This is a genomic window from Pedobacter nyackensis, assembly GCF_032678475.1.
GTDB lineage: Bacteria > Bacteroidota > Bacteroidia > Sphingobacteriales > Sphingobacteriaceae > Pedobacter > Pedobacter nyackensis_A.
Map to the genome: position 1 here is coordinate 99,390 of NZ_JAVTSF010000008.1, position 20,554 is coordinate 119,943.

Annotated in this window: 15 protein-coding genes; 7 read left to right on the plus strand and 8 right to left on the minus strand. The window is 37.0% G+C overall.

Going from position 1 to position 20,554, the window contains the following annotated elements; translation table 11 throughout:
- Positions 1-75: 75 nt before the first annotated feature.
- From R2Q84_RS22035 to R2Q84_RS22045, 3 genes are read left to right on the plus strand one after another with little or no spacing between them, the layout of a single operon-like run.
- Entirely contained in the window at positions 76-5,196 is a 5,121-nt protein-coding gene (locus tag R2Q84_RS22035; RefSeq protein ID WP_316818765.1) for a translocation/assembly module TamB domain-containing protein, read from the plus strand.
- The gene (locus tag R2Q84_RS22040) at positions 5,180-7,528 is read left to right on the plus strand and encodes a BamA/TamA family outer membrane protein (protein ID WP_316818766.1); all 2,349 of its coding nucleotides are present in this window, start codon (positions 5,180-5,182) and stop codon (positions 7,526-7,528) included. Before R2Q84_RS22035 ends, R2Q84_RS22040 begins: the two co-directional genes overlap by 17 nt.
- 1 nt (position 7,529) lies before the next feature.
- Positions 7,530-8,555 (plus strand): YihY/virulence factor BrkB family protein, encoded by a 1,026-nt coding sequence (locus tag R2Q84_RS22045; protein ID WP_316818767.1) that lies wholly within the window; start codon positions 7,530-7,532, stop codon positions 8,553-8,555.
- Positions 8,556-8,557: 2 nt separating this feature from the next.
- Here R2Q84_RS22045 and R2Q84_RS22050 read toward each other — a convergent pair whose 3' ends face one another.
- Together R2Q84_RS22050 and R2Q84_RS22055 are read right to left on the minus strand one after the other, a co-directional pair.
- Positions 8,558-10,564, minus strand: a complete 2,007-nt coding sequence (locus R2Q84_RS22050; protein WP_316818768.1) for an ATP-binding protein — start codon at positions 10,562-10,564, stop codon at positions 8,558-8,560.
- 229 nt (positions 10,565-10,793) lie between these two features.
- Entirely contained in the window at positions 10,794-12,695 is a 1,902-nt protein-coding gene (locus R2Q84_RS22055) for a DNA topoisomerase IV subunit B (RefSeq protein WP_316818769.1), read from the minus strand.
- A 181-nt stretch (positions 12,696-12,876) separates the two neighbouring features.
- Here R2Q84_RS22055 and R2Q84_RS22060 point away from each other — a divergent pair, with 181 nt between their 5' ends.
- Positions 12,877-14,187, plus strand: a complete 1,311-nt coding sequence (locus tag R2Q84_RS22060; RefSeq protein ID WP_316818770.1) for a DEAD/DEAH box helicase — start codon at positions 12,877-12,879, stop codon at positions 14,185-14,187.
- A gap of 66 nt (positions 14,188-14,253) precedes the next feature.
- Here R2Q84_RS22060 and R2Q84_RS22065 read toward each other — a convergent pair whose 3' ends face one another.
- Both R2Q84_RS22065 and R2Q84_RS22070 read right to left on the minus strand, forming a co-directional pair.
- Positions 14,254-15,111 (minus strand): OmpA family protein, encoded by an 858-nt coding sequence (locus R2Q84_RS22065; RefSeq protein ID WP_316818771.1) that lies wholly within the window; start codon positions 15,109-15,111, stop codon positions 14,254-14,256.
- A gap of 79 nt (positions 15,112-15,190) precedes the next feature.
- On the minus strand, positions 15,191-16,060 hold the full coding sequence (locus R2Q84_RS22070) for an RNA polymerase sigma factor RpoD/SigA (RefSeq protein WP_316818772.1): 870 nt from the start codon (positions 16,058-16,060) through the stop codon (positions 15,191-15,193).
- 306 nt (positions 16,061-16,366) lie between these two features.
- Here R2Q84_RS22070 and R2Q84_RS22075 point away from each other — a divergent pair, with 306 nt between their 5' ends.
- Together R2Q84_RS22075 and R2Q84_RS22080 are read left to right on the plus strand one after the other, a co-directional pair.
- Positions 16,367-16,867: a BON domain-containing protein gene (locus R2Q84_RS22075; protein WP_316818773.1), complete on the plus strand. Its 501-nt coding sequence runs from the start codon at positions 16,367-16,369 to the stop codon at positions 16,865-16,867.
- 16 nt (positions 16,868-16,883) lie between these two features.
- Positions 16,884-17,306: an SH3 domain-containing protein gene (locus R2Q84_RS22080; protein WP_316818774.1), complete on the plus strand. Its 423-nt coding sequence runs from the start codon at positions 16,884-16,886 to the stop codon at positions 17,304-17,306.
- A 37-nt stretch (positions 17,307-17,343) separates the two neighbouring features.
- Here R2Q84_RS22080 and R2Q84_RS22085 read toward each other — a convergent pair whose 3' ends face one another.
- The 4 genes from R2Q84_RS22085 to R2Q84_RS22100 all read right to left on the minus strand — a co-directional run bounded on the left by R2Q84_RS22085 (position 17,344) and on the right by R2Q84_RS22100 (position 20,156).
- Entirely contained in the window at positions 17,344-18,072 is a 729-nt protein-coding gene (locus tag R2Q84_RS22085) for an acyl-CoA desaturase (RefSeq protein WP_316818775.1), read from the minus strand.
- A 66-nt stretch (positions 18,073-18,138) separates the two neighbouring features.
- Positions 18,139-18,636, minus strand: coding sequence for a phosphoheptose isomerase (locus R2Q84_RS22090; protein ID WP_316818776.1), 498 nt, complete (start codon positions 18,634-18,636; stop codon positions 18,139-18,141).
- 57 nt (positions 18,637-18,693) lie between these two features.
- Complete coding sequence (locus R2Q84_RS22095; RefSeq protein ID WP_316818777.1) at positions 18,694-19,284, minus strand: hypothetical protein; 591 nt, start codon at positions 19,282-19,284, stop codon at positions 18,694-18,696.
- Positions 19,285-19,466: 182 nt separating this feature from the next.
- Positions 19,467-20,156: a DUF4377 domain-containing protein gene (locus R2Q84_RS22100; protein ID WP_316818778.1), complete on the minus strand. Its 690-nt coding sequence runs from the start codon at positions 20,154-20,156 to the stop codon at positions 19,467-19,469.
- 146 nt (positions 20,157-20,302) lie between these two features.
- Between R2Q84_RS22100 and R2Q84_RS22105 the strand changes: the two genes are divergently transcribed.
- Positions 20,303-20,551 (plus strand): hypothetical protein, encoded by a 249-nt coding sequence (locus R2Q84_RS22105; protein WP_316818779.1) that lies wholly within the window; start codon positions 20,303-20,305, stop codon positions 20,549-20,551.
- Positions 20,552-20,554 lie beyond the last annotated feature (3 nt).

Consider the following 20,554-nt stretch of genomic DNA (forward strand, 5'->3'; position numbering starts at 1 on the left):
AAAGTGGACAAATTACGCTCAGATGGCATGATTTTGGTTCCCCTTAAAGATACATAAACTTTCAATCCCTATCAATTGAATAAATATATACGAAAAAGCATTAAAATTTTACTGTGGATCATAGCCAGCATAATCCTATTGGTTCTGCTGATCGCGCTTTCCTTAAATATTCCAGCTGTTCAAAATTTCGTAAAAGATAAAGCCATTACTTACCTTAAAAAGAAAACAAAAACAGAAATCAGTCTGGAAAGTATTAAAATAGGCTTACCAAAAGATATCATCCTTAACAAATTTTATATTGAAGACAAAAAGGGTGACACCTTACTTTATGCTCAAAAGTTTGCTGTTGATATCAGTCTGTTTAAATTACTCAATAACAAAGTTGAAATAAACAATATCACCTTACAAAAGATCAGGACAAATGTAACGCGTATCAATCCCGACACCTCTTTTAACTTTTCCTTTTTAGTAGACGCTTTCATGACTGAGCAAACTAAACCGGAAGAAGAAATTCAAAAAGACACCACTTCTACGCTAAAATTTTCAATCAGTAAAATTGATCTTGAGGACATCGGAATCGTGTACCGTGATGATGTGGCCGGCAATGATATGAAGCTAAATCTTGGTGATTTTAAGGCGAATATAAAAGACTTCGACCTGGACAATCAGCACTATGTAATCAAAACATTGTCTTTAAACAACACATCGGTTAAGTACCTGCAACAAAAACCATTGACACAGTTACAAGCACATATCGAGAATAGCATTGATACCGCAAAAACAGAATCTGGTAAACTTCCGCTGGTAGAAATACAAGATTTCGCTTTTAATAAAGTAAAAATAGGATTTGACGATAGGTTGTCGAAAACCAGCGCAGACGTAAATTTAAGTAACCTGGTGCTCACTAAACTCTTTATTGACTTAACCAATAGTCAATACAAAATTGAAGAAGGGAAAATTAATGACAGTAAGGTTGATTTTAAAACTGCTGCTTCCGAAATGAACGCAAATGTTAACCTAAAGGAATTCTCTTTATCAAAACTGATTGCGGATGTAAAAAACAGCAAATACCAATTGGATGATGCAAAATTAAACCGATCGGATGTAGTTTTCGCATTTAGACCCACACCACCGCCAAAAACTACAGCAAAACAAGATACCGTATCGACGACTCCGGGAATCGCATTATTACTAAACAGTGTAAGTCTGGCCGAGAACAACATTAAATTTGATAATCTGGCAGAAAAACCTGTAAAAGGAATGGACTTCAACCATCTTGTTATTAAGCAACTTGGATTGCAGGCTGAAAAGATTGCATACAGCGACGCCGGAATTCTGGTCAATGTAAAATCAGGTTCACTAAAAGAAAAAAGCGGGTTCGAATTATTGAAATTACAAGGTGATGTAGCTTATACTCAAAAACAAACCAAAATAAGCAATCTTGTGCTTAAAACGCCCAATACCACTATCGAAAATAATACGCAACTGGATTACACTTCTATGGAAGATTTAACCAAGCATCCAGAAAAGGTAAAAATATATGCGCAGGTAAAAAACACAACTATAGGGTTAAAAGATGCCGCATATTTTAGCGATGCTCTACCTCAAAATTACCAGAGTGAAAAGATTAAAGTAACTGCGTTAATGCATGGGTATATGAATAACCTGGTTATTCCGAAACTACAGGTTGACGGCTTAAAAAGTACACATATAGATGTAAGCGGAACAGCAAAAGGTCTACCTGATATTAATAAAACTATTCTCGACCTTAACATAAAAAGGTTTTCGCTAACTAAAAACGACTTACTTGTTGTAATTCCAAAAAATGCTCTCCCTGCTAATATCACGCTACCCAATAGCATTAGTGCTAATGGCAAATTTAAAGGATCCATGACCAATTTTAATACTGGCATTAACATCAATACAGATATGGGCAATGCCATGCTAGTAGCCAATATGAAAGGACCTAAGGGAAAGGAAAACTATACTGCAAATATTAATCTAAATAATTTTAACGTAGGTCGTCTATTAAAAATGGAACCGGATTTGGGTAGAATCACGGTAAAAGCGAATGTTAAAGGGACTGGTCTTGATGCTAAAAAAGCTTCAGCCACAATTAACGGACAATTAGTTAGTGCATACTACAACAAATACACTTACAAAAACTTAAGCTTAAGCGGCACATATGCAGGCCAGAAACTGGATTTAAAAAGCAGTATGGCCGACACCAATGCTAATTTTTCGCTAACGGCACATGTTGACATATCAGGAAAATATCCGGCTGTAAAAGCTAATGCTGACCTAAAACAAATAGACCTGCAAAAATTAAACTTCAGCCCTACTGAATTTAAATTAGCAGGATTAATTAAGGCCGACATACAAACCGCCGACCCCGATTATCTGAACGGCGATATTACAGTAAACGGGATGCAAATGGTTAAGGATGGCCAGAGCTTTAATGTAGATACAATTGTTATACATTCGGAAGCATCTGCGGAACACAATTTACTCACATTGAAATCTGAATTCCTGAGGGCAAAAATTGATGGAAAATATCAGCTTACCAATTTAGGAAGTGCAGTTATCAATCAAATTAACAAATATTATCAGTTTGGTACTGTAACCAAAATCCCTGATCAGCGTTTCAGGTTTTATGTGAATTTTTATAACCCAAAAATTCTTAAAAATTTAGTACCTGAACTAACCACTTTTGCGCCTTCAAGAATGGGTGGCCTCTTGGATACTAAGAAAGATAGTCTGATTGTCAACGCCGTATTCCCTCAATTGGTTTATGGCAGTTACCGGGTGGACAGCACAAGACTAAATATCAACAATAATGACCAAAAATTAAATTACAAATTAAATATCAAAAGCCTACAGAGCCCATCATTATCTTTCTTTAACAATGAAGTAAGTGGTTCCGCGGTAAACAACAATCTTGATCTAAATATCTTTTTAAGAGATAGCAAGCGTAAGGACAAGTATATTTTAGGTGGACAGTTTCAATCAATTGACAAAGACTTTAGGTTTAGCTTTGACCCTCAAAAAGTACTATTGAACTATGAGAAATGGACAGTAGCCCCAGAGAACTATCTGCAATTTGGTCAATCCGGCATTCTGGCCAATCAGTTTAATCTGAATAACGGCGGACAATTGCTAAGCATCAATAGTGAAAACAGCACGCCTAATGCACCTATTAAAATAGAATTTAAAGACTTCAGAATAGAAACACTTACAAGATTTGCAGAAGCAGATAGTGCCATGGTTGGTGGAGCAATAAATGGCACCGTAAATGTAAAAGACCTTGCAGATACTGCTAAATTTGAGGCAAATCTAACCATCGACCGGCTACGTTATGAAAAAGATATGTTGGGCACACTACGAATTGCGGTGAACAACAATACTGAAAATGCCTTTGAAACAAATATTGCGTTATCGGGTGTACATGAGTTAAGGGCCAGTGGTTTTTATTACACCGCTCCTGAAAGTGCATTAGACTTAACGCTAAATATTGATAAGATTGACTTAAAAGCTATCGAAAGTCTTTCAATGGGGCAAATTAGAAATGGAACCGGGACTGTTAGTGGCCAACTCTCTGTCAAAGGCAGTTTAGATGCGCCTAAAGTTTTAGGCGACATGAAGTTTAACCAGGCCGGCTTTAATGTAGCCTATGTGAACTCTTTTTTCAGAATGCCGGATGAATCCATAAGCTTCACCGATACCGGCATCAATTTCAATAAGTTTACAATCCTGGATTCTCTTAACCAGAAAGCTGTAATTACCGGAGGTATCTTAACAACTGACTATAAAGACTTCAGGTTTAACATGGATATCCGGACCAATAATTTCAGGGCCTTAAATTCCACTGCTGAAGACAACGAAATGATTTATGGCACAGTATACTTAACAAGTACAATCAAGGTGCGAGGTGATATGAATCAGCCTAGTGTAGACATGAATATTAGAGTTGAGGATAAAACCAAATTTTTCTTCGCTATGCCTGCCGACGACCCTACTGTAATTGAGCAGGAAGGCATTGTACAATTTGTAGATTTTGATGCTCCTCCTCTTAATGGAAGAAAAGCCCTTACCGCAGCTGATTCTATTAGCAAAGCACCCATTAAGGGCTTTAATTTAAGTGCGACGATAAACATAGATGAGAATGCAGAATTGAACGTTGTGGTTGACCCAACTAATGGTGATGCCTTAAAGGTAAAAGGACAAGCAACCTTAGCTGCAACTATGGATCCAAGTGGAAAAACGAGCTTAACAGGTCGTTATGAGATTTCAGACGGAAGTTATAATTTAACTGTTGGCCCGGTAAAAAGGTCCTTCAAATTACAACAGGGAAGCAATATTGTGTGGACAGGCGAGCCTACCGAGGCCAACGTTGACCTTACTGCCCTGTATGAAGTAAATGCTGCGCCTATCGACCTTTTGAACCAGCCAGATCTGGTAACAGCTAAAACAAAGCTACCATTTCAGGTATATCTGATGATGACCGGTGAACTCATGAAGCCAATCATCAAATTTAAACTAGATTTACCTGAAAACGAGCGTGGTGCTTTAGGCGGACAAGTTTATACAAAATTACAACAGGTAAACACTGATGATGGCGAATTAAACAAACAAGTTTTTGCGCTATTAGTACTGGAACGCTTTATCGCAGATAATCCATTCCAAAGTCTGGCAGGAGGTGGAACCAATATTTCAAGTATTGCGAGGTCAAGTGTAAGCAAATTACTCACCGAACAACTCAACAACCTTACTTCGAGCCTGGTTAAAGGAGTAGACATTAATTTCAACCTCAATTCGTCAGAAGATTATTCGAGTGGCCAGATGCAGCAAAAAACAGATCTGGAAATCGGATTATCTAAAAAACTACTGAGCGACAGATTGATTGTGACTGTTGGTAGCTCTTTTGGTTTGGAAGGCACTCAACCGCAGGGAGAGAGCTCCAGTAATATTGCCGGGAATGTAAATATTGAATACCTACTTTCCAGAGATGGCAGATACAGGTTAAGGGCCTATCGCCGTAATCAAAATGAAGGCGTAATAGAAGGGCAAATTATTGAAACCGGATTGGGTTTTGCCCTGGTGGTTGATTACAATAAATTCAGAGAGGTATTTCAGAAATTCTCAAAAAAGAAAAGATTAAGACTAGAACAGAGGGCTAAAGATGAAACAACTAACTAGATCCGGATTATTTATCCTTGCATGTTTAACCTGGGCAGGCTGTAGCACCACGAAAAGTCTTAAACCAGGACAATACCTCTATACAGGTGCAGACATTAAGATTAACCCCGATTCGTCGACAAAAATTGACAACCAAAAAGACGTAAAGGAAATACTAGAAAGTAAAACCAGACCGAGACCAAATAAATCACTTCTTGGTATAAAGTTTAAACTTGGCATCTATAATCTGGCAGGTGAACCTACAAAGCCAAAAGGAGGATTGCGAAACTGGCTTAGAAAAAATGGAGAACCTCCTGTATTGTTAAGCGAGGTTAAAATCCCATATAACAATGCAGTCCTGAAAAGCTACCTGCTCAGCCAGGGTTATCTTCAATCTGAAGTGACCGGAGATACTGTTATAAATGGCAAAAAAGGTAAAGCTGTTTATACAGCAGAGACTGGTCCCAGGTATAAAATTAACAGTGTCACATTTCCCTCAGACAGCTCACAGTTAGCTATTATTGTGAATAAAAACAAAGATAAGACTTTGTTAAAACAGGGAGACAATTACGACCTGGACATCTTTAAAGATGAACGTGTAAGAATTGACAATGACTTAAAAGAGCACGGTTATTTCTATTTCAGCCCAGATTATCTCATTCTGCAGGTAGATAGCACAATTGGAAAACAGCTGGTAGACATTAGAATAATTGTAAAGGACATTGCACCAGACGCGGCTTTAAAACCCTTTGCAATAGAAAATATCAATATATATCCGAATTACAGCCTGAGAAGAGACAGCGTACTGAGACGAACAACTCCAGAAGCATATAATGATTTCAAGATCTATGATCCGAGACATATGTTTAAACCTGGTTTGTTCGACCGCCTGGTTTTCTTTAAAAAAGGCGAATATTATAACCGGACAGACCATAATAAATCACTGAACAGAATGGTCAACATAGGGGTTTTTCAAGCAGTAAAAGCAGAATTCCTACCAGTGGACAGTTTTAAAAACAATCAGTTGAATCTTAATATCTATCTAACCCCACTGAAAAAAAACTCCTTAACTTTCTCAGCCACAGGAACCAGCAAATCCAATAACTTTGTTGGGTCCGAAATAAAACTAACCCAAACTACCCGTAATTTATTCAGAGGAGCTGAACAGCTGGATGTAAGTGCCAGCGGCGGCTTTGAAACCCAGGTAAGCGGTGTTTCAAAGGGATTGAATTCCTATTCGTTTACTGCGGAGGCTAAGTTGAGTTTCCCAAGGTTTCTTACACCGTTTAAGGGTTTAAACAGCACCAACAATTTCATTCCAAAAACGATAGGTTCCCTCTCCTATCAATTATTAAGCAGAGGTTCTTTGTATAATCTCAATTCTTTTAAAGCTGAATTTGGATACAATTGGAAAGAAAATCAGTATAAAGAACACACGTTTAATCCTATATCGATTAACTATGTAACCTCTAACGTAACCGATCCGGAAGGTGAAGATCATCTATATCAGCAAAATCCAGGCCTCGAAAAAAACCTGGAAAAACAGTTCATTATTGGCAGCAATTACAATTTTACCTATACCGACCAAACTAATCAATCGAAAAGGAATAACATCTATTTTAACGGGAGTCTGGAGACAGGAGGAAACGTTTGGGGACTATTTGCTTCAAACAACAACAATGGTAAAAAATCTCTTTTTGGGATTCCAATAAATCAGTTTGTACGTGTTGAAGCTGACTTTAGGAACTATTATAAAGTCACTAAAAACATCACCTGGGCAAACCGCTTAAACTTAGGATATGGGTATGCTTATGGCAACAACACTTCAATACCATTTGTCCGCCAGTTTTTTGCTGGTGGGACGAATGATATAAGGGCCTTTGCAGCAAGATCACTGGGCCCTGGAACTTACAACTACAAAGATCACTTAAAACCAGGACAAGACGCCAGTTATACCGATCAAAGTGGAGATATTAAAGCGATGCTAAATACAGAACTTCGTTTTAAACTGGTCAGCATCTTGTACGGTGCTTTATTTGTCGATGCTGGAAACGTATGGCTTAGAAAAGAAGACATGGGTACTCCTGGTACAGGCAATTCACCTGGTTCAGATCCACGTCCGGGTTCAGGCTTTAAATTTCAAAATGCTTTAAAAGAAATGGCGGTTGGTACAGGCGCCGGACTTCGTCTGGATGCCACCATCTTTGTGATCCGTTTAGACGTTGCCTTTCCTGTGCGTAAGCCTTACCTTCCAGAGGGTAAACGATGGGTGATTGACCAGGTTGATTTTGGAGACAAAACCTGGCGTAAAGAGAATTTAATTTATAACATTGGAATAGGATATCCTTTTTAATATGACAATATTCAAGAAAGCTAAACATTTTGTAAAGGCTACTATTCATTTATTTATAGCCGCAGGCAAGGGTTTTATGGAAGACCGGGTAATGAAACTTAGTGCTGCTTTAGCCTACTATACCATTTTCTCTCTTACCCCACTTATCATTATTGTAATTTCAGCAGCCAGTTTATTTTTGGGTAACAACCCTGATCCAAATGGTGTAGACATTAATCCAAGAGAAGAGTTATTCTCCGAAATCGGCGACCTTGTTGGCCCGGATGCAGCAGCACAAATTCAAACATTCGTCACCAATGCAAACACTACCGGAAAAAGTACCATAGGATTAATTATTGGTATTGTAACTTTAGTCGTTGGTGCCACAGCTATATTTATTGAAATCCAGGATAGCATCAACCTAATCTGGAAAGTAAAAGCAGTCCCCAAAAAGGGATGGAAGAAATTACTCATCAACAGACTGCTTTCCTTTTCCCTTATTGTATCATTAGGCTTTCTATTATTGGTTTCACTGGTTATCAACAGTGTTGTAGTCGCCATTGGTGATAAACTTGGCTACCTCATCTCTTCCAGTAAAATCAGCGAATATCTGCCCGTAGTAGATGACACAACTACATTACTAATTAATATTCTAAACAATGCAATAACACTAGCGGCAGTAACCGCTGTATTTACCATTATCTTTAAAGTATTGCCAGATGTTAAATTAAAATGGAAACCTGCAATTATCGGAGCATTATTTACAGCATTACTGTTTAGTCTAGGTAAATATGTTATTGGAATCTATATTGAAAAAGGAGATCCTGGATCTGCTTTTGGTGCAGCAAGTTCACTAATAGTCATCTTACTTTGGGTATACTACACTGCTATTATTCTTTACTTTGGTGCCGAATTCACACAGGCTTACGCAGAACGTTATGCAAAAGGGATTATGCCAAGCAAATACGCCGTGCATACCAAGATTGTAGTGGTAGAAAAAGATGTTACCGTATTACCTCCACAGCATCCTGAAGATACAAAAATATAGATTTATATATATTTGGTAATCTTATCAATCAGCTCCTGTTCTAGAAAGGGCTTTAATACCAGGTCATTCATTCCTGCTTTTAAGTAAGCTTCTCTATCTTCCTGCAAAACATGCGCTGTAATACCTAATATAGGAATTCTGGATTTTGTAAAGTCCCCATTGTAACGGACTTCATGCGTAAGCTCTACCCCACCCATTACCGGCATTTGAATATCCGTGAGAATGAGATCATATTCGTTCTTTTTAAACAATTCCAGTGCTTCTTTACCATCATAAGCACAATCAAATCCCATCTCCCACTTTTTCAAGACCGTCTGCGCTAAAAGCACATTCATTTTATTATCGTCAACTAGCAGAATATGCTTTCCAGTCAATTTACCTTTCACTGGTGGCTCTTTTTCTTCAACAACAACCTCTTCTTTTAATTTAGTCAGCTCATAAGGAATTTCGAAACTGAATACTGAACCTTTTCCGAGCACACTTGTCACATCAATTTTCCCACCTTGTAGTTCTACAATTTTTTTGCAAATCGCCAAGCCCAGGCCCGTCCCCTGCTTAGTAGTAGAATATACCTGCGCAAATTCATCAAAAATAAACTCCAGGTCCTCAGCTGCAATACCGATACCAGTATCCTCAACATGAACTTTCAAAACCCCTTGCTTTTTACCGTGATGAGCTAGATTGACTTTTAAAGTTACTTTACCACTTGAAGTAAACTTAATGGCATTTGTCAGCAAGTTCATCACCAACTGCTTTAATCGTAAACGATCACCCAATAAACAAATCCCTTTTTCTAATGTAACTTTATTCTCCAACAAAAGATTTTTGTTGACGGCCAGCACATTCATGCTGTTAAATACCTCCATAATTTCATCTTCAGGAGAGAATGGTACTTTTTCCAGGTTAATTTTTCCGATTTCATACTTAGAGAAATCAAGAATTTCATTTACAAGCGCCAGCAACATCACGGAAGAGTTACGAATCGCATTAACCTGATCATTTTGCTCAATTGTCAAATTACTTTTACTCAATTGCTCAGAAAATCCCACCACTGAGTTTAGTGGAGTACGTATTTCATGACTCATATTCGCCAAAAAACGGCTCTTCGAATGAGAATCCTGAGCCGCACGCTTACCTAGTGTAATGAGCACTTTTTCATTTTTGTAAAGCTTAGCAATGTTGTATAAAATAATAGCGACAAGGCTAACCAACAAAAGGATATTAATCATTGTAATCCAATCCAGTGATTTAACATCTGTCAGTAATTCATTTCCTAGCAAAGCCCTGGCTTCGATCATATAGGCGATCTCATCTCTCTTAAATGTTTGTAAGATGGAGATGATTTCGTTTACCAATTTATTATTTAACAATAGAATTGCTTTTTCATCATTTTTTAGTTTATTGGCATTTGCGTACAGATTTTTGTAGTAGCTTTCTATCTTTTTCAGCTGCTGCTTATTAAAACTTTTTACATCCTGATTAACAACAACATTTTTTTCAGTTTTGATGATCGTTAGAGAAGTATCTTTATTTTTCTTTGAGGAAAAAGCATCAGCCAGTCTGCCAAAGAATTTTTTTGTCGGGACCGGCTGATGTTTAATAGTATCAAAACTCGTAATTGTCTTAATCTGCTTTTTTGCTTCAGGGAGCTTGATTTCCGCCTCAGCCTCTCTTTCAACAAGTCCGAGTTGAGAAAATCCAATAACCAGACTATCTGTAAGTTTTCTCAGTTTTAAATAGTTCTCTGTTTTCGTTTTCTTCTGTCTGAGTAGTCTCTGAATATCGGGAGTCAGGACTTCCCCTTCTAGATTGATGTTTAATTCACTTAAAAAGGAGGAGACTTTCTGAATTTGTAAAGAGAAATTTTTAATATACGCTCTGTCTGCAGTTACAGCATACAAGCGTGAATTGTTCTCTGCCTGATATAAAATATAAAGACAACTATCTATTTTTGAGTAATCTTCCTTCAGTTGTACAAGAGCCGCAGCATTACGTTTCAACTCATTCATCTTATTATACCGCAGGTATAAAAAAAAGACAAAAAGAGCTAGAATCAATATTAAAAATACGATCAGGTAATAACGTATAGGCGACCTTTTTGTGGCGTTAAGAAGCATAAAATTTTTAATTGACTACAGTTGACTGCAGAACTTATCAAACTATTGCATCAAGAGGGATCGATCACAATACAAGTATAAATCAAAAATTTTACAATTCGTCTATATATAACACGAAATATTACGCAACATCCAAAGAGTCGTCAACCTCTTCATCAACAGTAGAATTAACAATGGCATCTTCTTTACCAACTTCATCCTTTTCTATTCGTAGGTTTCTAATGATATGTTGTTGCCTGTCTGGGGTATTTTTACCCATATAGTATTCTAACAAACTTTTAATAGTTTGATCTTTAAGAATTACCGGATCGAGCCTGATATCTTTTCCGATGAATAATCCAAACTCATCTGGAGAGATCTCCCCTAAACCTTTAAACCTGGTTATTTCCGGCTTATTACCTAGTTTTTCGATTGCTCTTTTACGCTCATCATCACTGTAGCAATAAATGGTTTCTTTCTTATTACGTACCCTAAACAGAGGTGTTTGCAAAATGTAAACATGCCCAGAACGAACCAGATCAGGAAAAAATTGCAGGAAAAAAGTCATCATCAGCAATCGGATGTGCATCCCGTCCACATCAGCATCAGTAGCAATTACAATATTATTGTAATGCAAACCTTCCAACCCATCTTCAATATTTAAAGCATGCTGTAAAAGATTAAACTCTTCATTTTCGTAAACCACTTTTTTTGTTAGCTCGTAACAGTTCAATGGTTTTCCTTTTAAACTAAATACAGCCTGACAATCTACATCTCTTGATTTGGTAATCGAACCAGAAGCCGAGTCCCCTTCGGTAATGAACAATGTAGTTTCGTACCGTTTTTCATGGGTACTGTTAAAATGGACTTTGCAGTCTCTTAATTTTTTATTGTGCAATGATGCTTTTTTCGCTCTATCATTTGCCAATTTCTTTATACCAGCAATATCTTTACGTTCCCTTTCGGATTGTAGAATCCGCTTCAATAAAGCTTCAGCCACATCAGAGTGTTTGTGAAGATAATCGTCTAGTTCTTTTTTAACAAAATCATTAATAAAGGTCCTCACAGATGGTCCATCAGGTCCCATATTTTGTGAGCCCAACTTGGTTTTGGTTTGAGATTCAAATACAGGTTCCTGCACACGTACCGAAATCGCGGCAATAATAGATGACCTGATATCAGAAGCATCATATTCCTTTTTATAAAACTCACGGATTGTTTTTACAACGGCCTCTCTAAAGGCTGCCTGGTGTGTACCTCCCTGAGTTGTATGTTGTCCATTTACAAATGAATGGTAATCTTCACCATACTGCTGACCATGGGTCATGGCAATCTCTATATCACTCCCAACGAGGTGAATAATCGGATAACGCACACTTTCTACATCAGCATGCTTATGTAGTAAATCATAAAGTCCCCTTTCTGAAAAATATTTCTGATTATTAAAATTAATAGTCAAACCTGCATTTAGGAATACATAATTCCAGATCATGCTTTCCACAAAATCAGGGATATAATGGTAATTCCTAAAAATTGTTTCATCGGGATAAAATGTAATTGCAGTTCCATTACGTTGGGTCGTATCGATGATATCATTTTCAAGAACGATTTCACCCTTAGAAAATTCGACCTTCTTTGTTTTATTATCCCTATAAGATTGGACAACAAAATTGGTTGACAATGCGTTTACAGCTTTGGTACCTACCCCATTCAAACCAACAGATTTCTGGAAAGCTTTACTATCGTATTTACCTCCGGTATTGATTTTAGATACACAATCAATCACCTTACCTAATGGAATACCACGGCCATAATCCCGAACATTTACTTTCTGATCGGAAACTGTAATTTCTATTGTACGACCAGAGCCCATTACAAACTCATCGATAGAATTATCGACAATCTCCTTAAGTAATACATAGATACCATCATCCTGGGCTGAACCATCGCCTAGTTTTCCAATATACATACCGGGACGTAATCTGATGTGTTCCTTCCAATCAAGAGAGCGTATACTATCTTCGTTATAATTCGGTTCTGCCATGATGTAATTGAGTAGAATTACAAATTTAAGCTAATATGCGTGTCAATCAACCACAAAGTTTCAACAAATGCACATTTTTACGTAAATTATGCCAATAAGCAAAAGCCGAAAGTTATGTGTACCTTTGTAGCAAAACAATATTCTTTTGTTTCTATATATTTTACATTAAAATACAAACACATTGTTATTCAAAGAATTAAACCTGATTGAGCCAATTCTAAATGCGCTGCAAACAGAAGGTTATACGCAACCTACCCCCATACAAGAACAATCCATTCCATCTATATTACAAGGCAGAGACTTACTAGGCTGCGCACAAACAGGCACAGGAAAAACTGCCGCCTTTGCCATACCTATGCTACAGCTGCTGAGTAAGCCTCATACGAACACAAAGGTTCATAAAGCGATTAAAGCACTTATTTTAACCCCAACCCGTGAATTAGCCATACAAATAGAAGAAAGTTTTAAAGCCTATGGCAAAAATCTTCCGCTAAAACACCTGGTGATATTTGGCGGTGTTGGACAAAAAGCACAGACCGATGCATTGCATAGAGGTATAGATATCCTTGTTGCGACACCCGGAAGACTATTAGATCTTATGAACCAGGGCTTTATAAACCTAAAGGATATAGAGATCTTTGTACTTGATGAGGCCGACCGTATGCTTGATATGGGGTTCATTCATGATGTAAAGAAAGTAATTGCAAAGCTACCTGCTAAAAGACAAACATTGTTTTTCTCGGCTACTATGCCTAAAGAAATACAGACACTTGCTAATACGATCCTTACTGATCCGGTTAAAGTTGAAGTCACCCCTGTATCTTCAACTGCGGAAAAAATCCAGCAAGAGATATTCTTTGTTGATAAAAATGACAAAAGAGGATTACTGCTTCATATTCTTAAAGATAAAACCATAGAAACGGCATTGGTATTCGCCAGAACCAAACATGGATCTGATCGAATCGTTAAAGAGCTAATCAAAGCTGGTATAAGAGCAGAAGCCATTCATGGCAATAAATCACAAAACGCCAGACAAAGGGCATTGACAAATTTCAAAGCTAAAACAACACGCGTTTTGGTTGCTACAGACATTGCTGCACGTGGCATCGACGTAGATGAGCTTGCTCATGTAATCAACTATGAACTACCTAATATCCCAGAAACTTATGTACACCGTATTGGTCGTACCGGCCGTGCAGGATTAAGTGGTACAGCGTTTTCGTTCTGTGATCCTGAAGAAAAAGAATTTCTTGATGATATCGAAAAACTGATCGGCTTAAAGATTCCTGTAAGTGAAGATCATCCATATGCAATGAGCTGGCAAAGTCTGATGTCAGGTGCTGCAGCTGCAAAATCTAAAGGAAAAGCAAAACCTTCAAGAGGTGCCCGTCCTGAAAGAGGCCCACGCCATGAAAAAACTGAGCGCCAACCTAATCTTAGCGGAGCCAAGAAAACTCCAAATGGAGGAAACAGAAGATGGTCTAAAAAATAAAGTACTTTATTTTTAGTCAAAAAAAAAACCGCAGGTTTATTACCTGCGGTTTTTTTATACCATTTTTTAATCTGTAGTATCTGGAGCTTTACCAATCAATTCCATAAACTGATCAAGTTTTGGAGTAATGATAATTTGGGTTCTCCTGTTTTTACTTCGTCCTGCGTCTGTACTGTTAGTCGCTACCGGGTTATATTCTCCCCGACCTCCGGCAGTCAAACGCTTAGGATCCACCCCATAAGCACTTTGCAAGGCCTGAACAACTGAAGATGCCCTCAAAGCACTTAAGTCCCAATTGTTCCGAATGTTAGTTTGAGAAATTGGCACATTATCCGTGTTCCCCTCAATAAGCACATCGTAGTCTTTATAATCTTTAATGATCTTAGCGATCTTGCTCAGAGTTTCACCAGCTGTTGAAGATATCTCATAACTACCAGACTTATAAAGCATATTATCTGAGAGCGATATATATACCACCCCTTTTAACACCTTAACATCAACATCTCTTAACTCTTCCCTGCTTAATGAACGTGTAAGGTTATTTGTTAGCACCATGTTTAGTGAATCACTCTTATTTTTTGTATTTACCAGGTGCTGAATGTATTTATTTGAAGAATTAATCTCATCCACAAGCTTAGAAATATTAACATTTCCCTGGTTAGATGTTGCCAGGCATTTGTCTAATGCAGCCTGTAATGAGATTACATTTTGTCTTTGGGCTTCAATTTGTTCTTCCAGACTCTTCACCCTTGTTGTGGAGCCTGCCAATTCTTGTTGGCTAGTTTGATATTTTTTATTCAGATCTTTTCCCCGTTGCTGTAAATCATCGTATTTAGTTTGTAATTCATTGTACTTCTTATTACTTACACATCCCTGAAACAGTAAAAATGTGACTAGTATCCCCATAAAAAAGAAAGGTCTCATAATTTTTATTATTTAAATAATTCAATAGCGTCGCTTTTATAACAAAACAATGTTCATAAGGTTTTAATCCTTTCAGTATTTATTTAATAGTAAAATAATCGCTCATTATATCATTTTTGCACAGTTTCACTAAGGTACCAATAGCTTTCCCCCTTAATTGCCTTACCCGTTCTGAGGTCAGGCCCACTTTAAACCCTATATCTTCATGAGTTAATTGAGGATAATTGTCAATCCCGTAGAAATATTTTAAAATTCGCTGTTGTTTTTCAGGTAGCTTGCTCAGAATCCTTTTTAGATCCGTAGAAAGAGACTCTCGAAGCAATGGATCGACGGGACATAGTGAATCCTGATTAATCAAAATATCGAGCAGGGACATCTCAGTGTGTGTCTGATTTTGTACATCTACCGATACGGAAACAAGGGTGTTAGAAAAAACATCAGCAATTTTTCTCTCCGGGACTTCCAGTGCCTCGGCTATTTCAAATAAAGCAGGTGCGCGTTCGAGCTCTTGTTCCAGTTTAAGCGTAATTTTAGAAATCCTATTCATATCATTGATTTGATTACCAGGTAATCTTACAATTCGTTTTTGCTCAGATATCGCCTGAATAATACATTGTCTGATCCAGTATACTGCAAACGAAATAAACTTGAACCCTTTTGTATAATCATATCGGGATGCAGCTTTAATTAAACCCAAATTCCCTTCACTAATCAGATCAGCCAGACCCATCCCTTTATTTTGATATTGTTTTGCTACGGAGACTACAAACCGAAGATTGGTTTTGATTAATCTTTCCAAGGCAATATGGTCACCATTTTTTGCCCTCATAGCCAGATTCATTTCTTCATCCTGCTGAAGTAAATCTATTTGGGCAATTTCAGTAAGATATCTCGAAATGCTATCTTCTTTCCGGTTGGTTATACTTTGAGCTATTTTTAATTGTCTCATATTGAATTCTGCTACGTTAATTCATACTTACCAGTTCAAAACTAGACAGAGAAGTTGACAAATTATCTAATTAATTAACAATCAATTAACAACACGGTCGCAACAATTAAAATCAATATAATATTTTGTCTGTCGACTTAAACATCCTTCAAACAAAATATAATTTCTCAAACCATCAGATTCTTTTCGACTATCAACATCAAAGAGTTCACGCCTATTATTTAATCAAATTTTAATATAACGTCTTATTTTTTTCGATAACTTGTAGTAGATTAATTAATTAACATTAATAAAACCTACTCAACTATGAAAAAAACGATTAACAATCTGATGGCTACTATAATGGTAGTTGCCATTATGACTATCGCTTTTACTGGCTGCAAAAGCAAACCTAAAGATGCTGACCTAAAGGCGGCAATTGAAACAGCCCTACAAGCCAATCCGGCAGCTTCGGGCACAACCGTCAGTGTTGACAAAGGGGTTGCTACTTTAAATGGTCAGGTTGCTGACGAAGCAAGTAAAGAGGATCTTGGTAAAGCTGCCGCAGGTATTATGGGGGTAAAATCTGTAGTCAATAACCTTAGCATTGCAGCCGCTTCCGTACCAGTCGCAATTACCCAGGATGATCCATTAGCGGCGGCGGTTAAAGACGCGACCAAAGACTTCCCTACTGTTACTGCTACTGTATTTGACGGCATTATTACCTTAAAAGGGGAAATTCAGAAAGCCAACCTCCAAAAACTGATGATGGCCCTACAGGCATTAAAACCTAAAAAAGTAGATAACACACAATTGGTGATTAAATAATAAAGGAGGAATAAAAATGGCATTACAAGATAAATATAAAGAACTTATTGATACCGCCACTGCAGCTGGCGTAAATGGGTTAAACGTACGTGAGCAAGATGGTGTACTCTACATAGATGGTGCAACTAGTGGCACAGTAAAGCAGCAGCTATGGGATACTTACGAACGCCTGGATCCTAATTATTCATCTGGAGATTTAGTGATGAACATTAATAGCGTAGCAGGTATCTCTGACGGGGCAAAACTAAAAGTAACCACTAATAGTTCTAACCTGAATATTAGAAAGGGACCGAGTACCGATGACGAAATCGTTGGAAAAGCAGCAAGACATGAAGTGGTTACCCTTGTTAGTAAAGCAAACGATCAGTGGTGGCTAATTAAAACAGACAATGGTGAAGAAGGTTACTCCTTTACGCAGTACTTAACACCACTTAGTTAAACATAAAAAAGAGAGCACCATTTTGGTGCTCTCTTTTTTATGTTTTCCTTATTTTGATAATCCTCATCCAATGCATTACTTTCATCAGCGGATAAGTTGGGTCAAACTCAAACCAGCGTGAAGCGAAATTAGGACTATTTGGCTTTTTATGATGATTATTCTGAAACAGCTCACCTAACATTAAGAAATCAAGAGGCAAGGAATTTTTACTATGATCATTATTGTCATGATTAGCGTAGCCGTATTTATGTCCACACCAATTTACAATTGCACCATGTAAAGGCCCCATTAAAAAATGAATTGGGAGCAATAAAAACATCCACCATGCCGTCGCAAAAGTTACATAGAACCACACATAAAAGCTTATAAAAACAAAGCGGGTAATCCATGAATCACCAATCTTATCAATAAGCGGCCAGGACGGATAATTATCTCTAAACTGCTCTTCAGGTTCTACATTGTATTTAGAATAATTCAGGTAAATATTTTTAGTCTGGATCATCATACCCCAAACATCTTTAACAAAATGTGGAGAATGCGGATCCTTCTCCGTATCGCTAAATGCGTGGTGCATACGATGCAATATAGCATAGGCTCTTGGATTTAAAAAAGATGATCCCTGAGACAAAAAAGTAACGAGGTAAAAAAACTTTTCCCAAAAAGTATTCATTTTAAACATTTTATGCGAAGCATACCGATGCAAAAAAAATGTTTGAGAAAAAAGTGACAAAAACCAATGTAAAAGGAAAAAGATTAAAATAATCATATAAGGGTTTAACGAATATTGTATGTAAATAGTTCTGTAAGTAGACAAAAATGTCTTTTAGATGCCTTAACGTCCAAAATCATCCTGTACTCTAACAATATCGTCCTCATCAGAAGGCATATTTAAATCTGTATGCTGCCATATTTCCGAAACAATCCCCCAATCGTCTAATCCGATTAAACGATGACGCTCACCTTGTTTTAGCTTTATTGTCTGACCCGGTACAAGTTGTTGCACTTCACCTTGTTCATCTGTATCGCTGATACTTACACCAACAGTTCCATTCACTACTCTCCAAATTTCGGCGCGGCGATGGTGATATTGCCACGAAAGCCTTGTATTGGGAGCAACAATTAAAATTTTCGGGCTTAGTTTACCTGAAATTTTTAATTCATCAACATTTAATTTATCAAAATATATATTAGCAAATTGTTGTGCCTGTTCTTCATCAATTACGAAAAACCCACCCCATGGACGGGTTTCATCACGGTTAACAACGTTAAAACCTTCAATTTTTAAACGCTGAGCGACACTATCAAATATTTCTTTTTTCTGTTCTGACATTTATTTTTGGTATTTAGAATCACCAAAGATAATAATATCAATTTAATTGAAGACTCATTAAGATAATCGATCTATATCTAGCAAATCCATATTTAAATCTGCAATAAGGTCGTACAACAATGTTACATTCTTATCATCGTCGTAAATCTTCTGATCTAAGAGATCTCCATATTTATCCAGAAACTCGTCATCATAAAACTCATCAGGCAATTCAATCTGATGCCTTCTTAATTGAGAAGCGGTATGATAAAGCAACCGCGCTATAGTAAAATAAACAGCATTTAAGTTGATCAGGACATCCTGGTAATCTTTACTCTCCCACTCAATGATATAAAGGTAATAGTTATCTGAGGCTAGCTGACAATATTCTTCATTTTCCATGACTTCAAATTCATCAAGGTTATTAATCAGAAAAAAAGTTTTTGAACAGTTAATCACCTTATCTATAGACCGCAACAGCAATTTAACGACCGGATCATCTACAGCTTCCAATAATTCAAAATCCTCCGCAGCAATGGAATCCGGTTCTATAAGACCTTTTAAATCGGACAAGTCTTTTTCATAGGCCAATAAAAAGCCGTATTTGCAATATTCACTGACGATAAAACTCAATACATGAGGTACAAGTCCTTTTATAGCATCTTCCAAATTCTCCGTAGATTAATATACTTATATTAGAATTGAAGTTAATTACATAGACCGACTTTACAAAATGGAATCACGAATTGACGATTACTATCATAAAACGGCTGAATAAATAAGTTCTAAACTTATTTATTCAGCCGTTTTATGATAAACTATATCCCTTATTGAAAGGCTAAGCCAGGCTACTACTTCAAAGGCGCCATTCCAAACATCAATACCAGTTTATTATTCTGATAAAGATTTAAGGTTTGATCTGCGACGTCATACTTAAAAGTCTTGTCTCCTATTAAAGATAAAAACTGATGTTCCAATTTGTTCAGCTCTTCGCTACAAGCCATCCTTGTTCCCGCCATTTGTTTAAAGGTAAGCTTATCATCACTTTTATCGTACCCACCAAAAAATGTATTGCAACCTGATTTTCCACCTACACGTTTCTTCGTCCCATCAAATGTCATGTATACCGGAGAAGCAGTTTGGGTAACGCCATTCATTTGAATCAATTTCCACTTATGCTTTAGCACAAAATCCCACGCAGTAGTTGTATTCTCTTTCATTTTCACCCTCTTCAATACTTTTTTAAGCTTATACTCATAAGCAGAGGCGTCGGCCGGAACATTTGTTCTTTTGGTACGGTTAACAAGCAACACGTAGCGATAACCTGATTTGTAGTTAAAGCCTGAGATCTTGCTGTAAAACAACTCCCAGTTTTTACTATTTTTATATTTAACCTGCATACAAGTCATAGGGGCGACACCCGTACAACTGGCTAAATCTTCCTTAATTACCATTCTAATTTCTTCTGCCCTGGTGAACAAAGAAACTCCAAAGATTAAAGCGAGCATTAAAATCAATTTTGTACTGATACTTTTAAACATATTAAATTCATTTATGTGTGATATAACAACAGGATGCAGTAATTGTTTTTTTCCATAAATTACTATCAGTATTTTCCTGATTTTTCCTTTTTCAGAGAACCTATTTTAACGGGGAATGTTATTAACTTTATAAAAACTGAACGAACATGAGCAAATATCAGCAGGAATGGAAACTAATGCTTCAGAAAAACGAGGAGTTTGAACAATGGAAAATCAGGACAAGCGGTGGGGACATTTTGATTCGTGTACCGGAAGAAACAGATATGGATATCTTAAAGGTGCAATTCTCAGATTTGATATCTCCAATTGCACCTTTAATAAAATCACCTAAATCCACCCTGAAATTTTACGTAGGCAATTCTGATGAAGTGGACTTCATATTTACATTAAACTAGTTT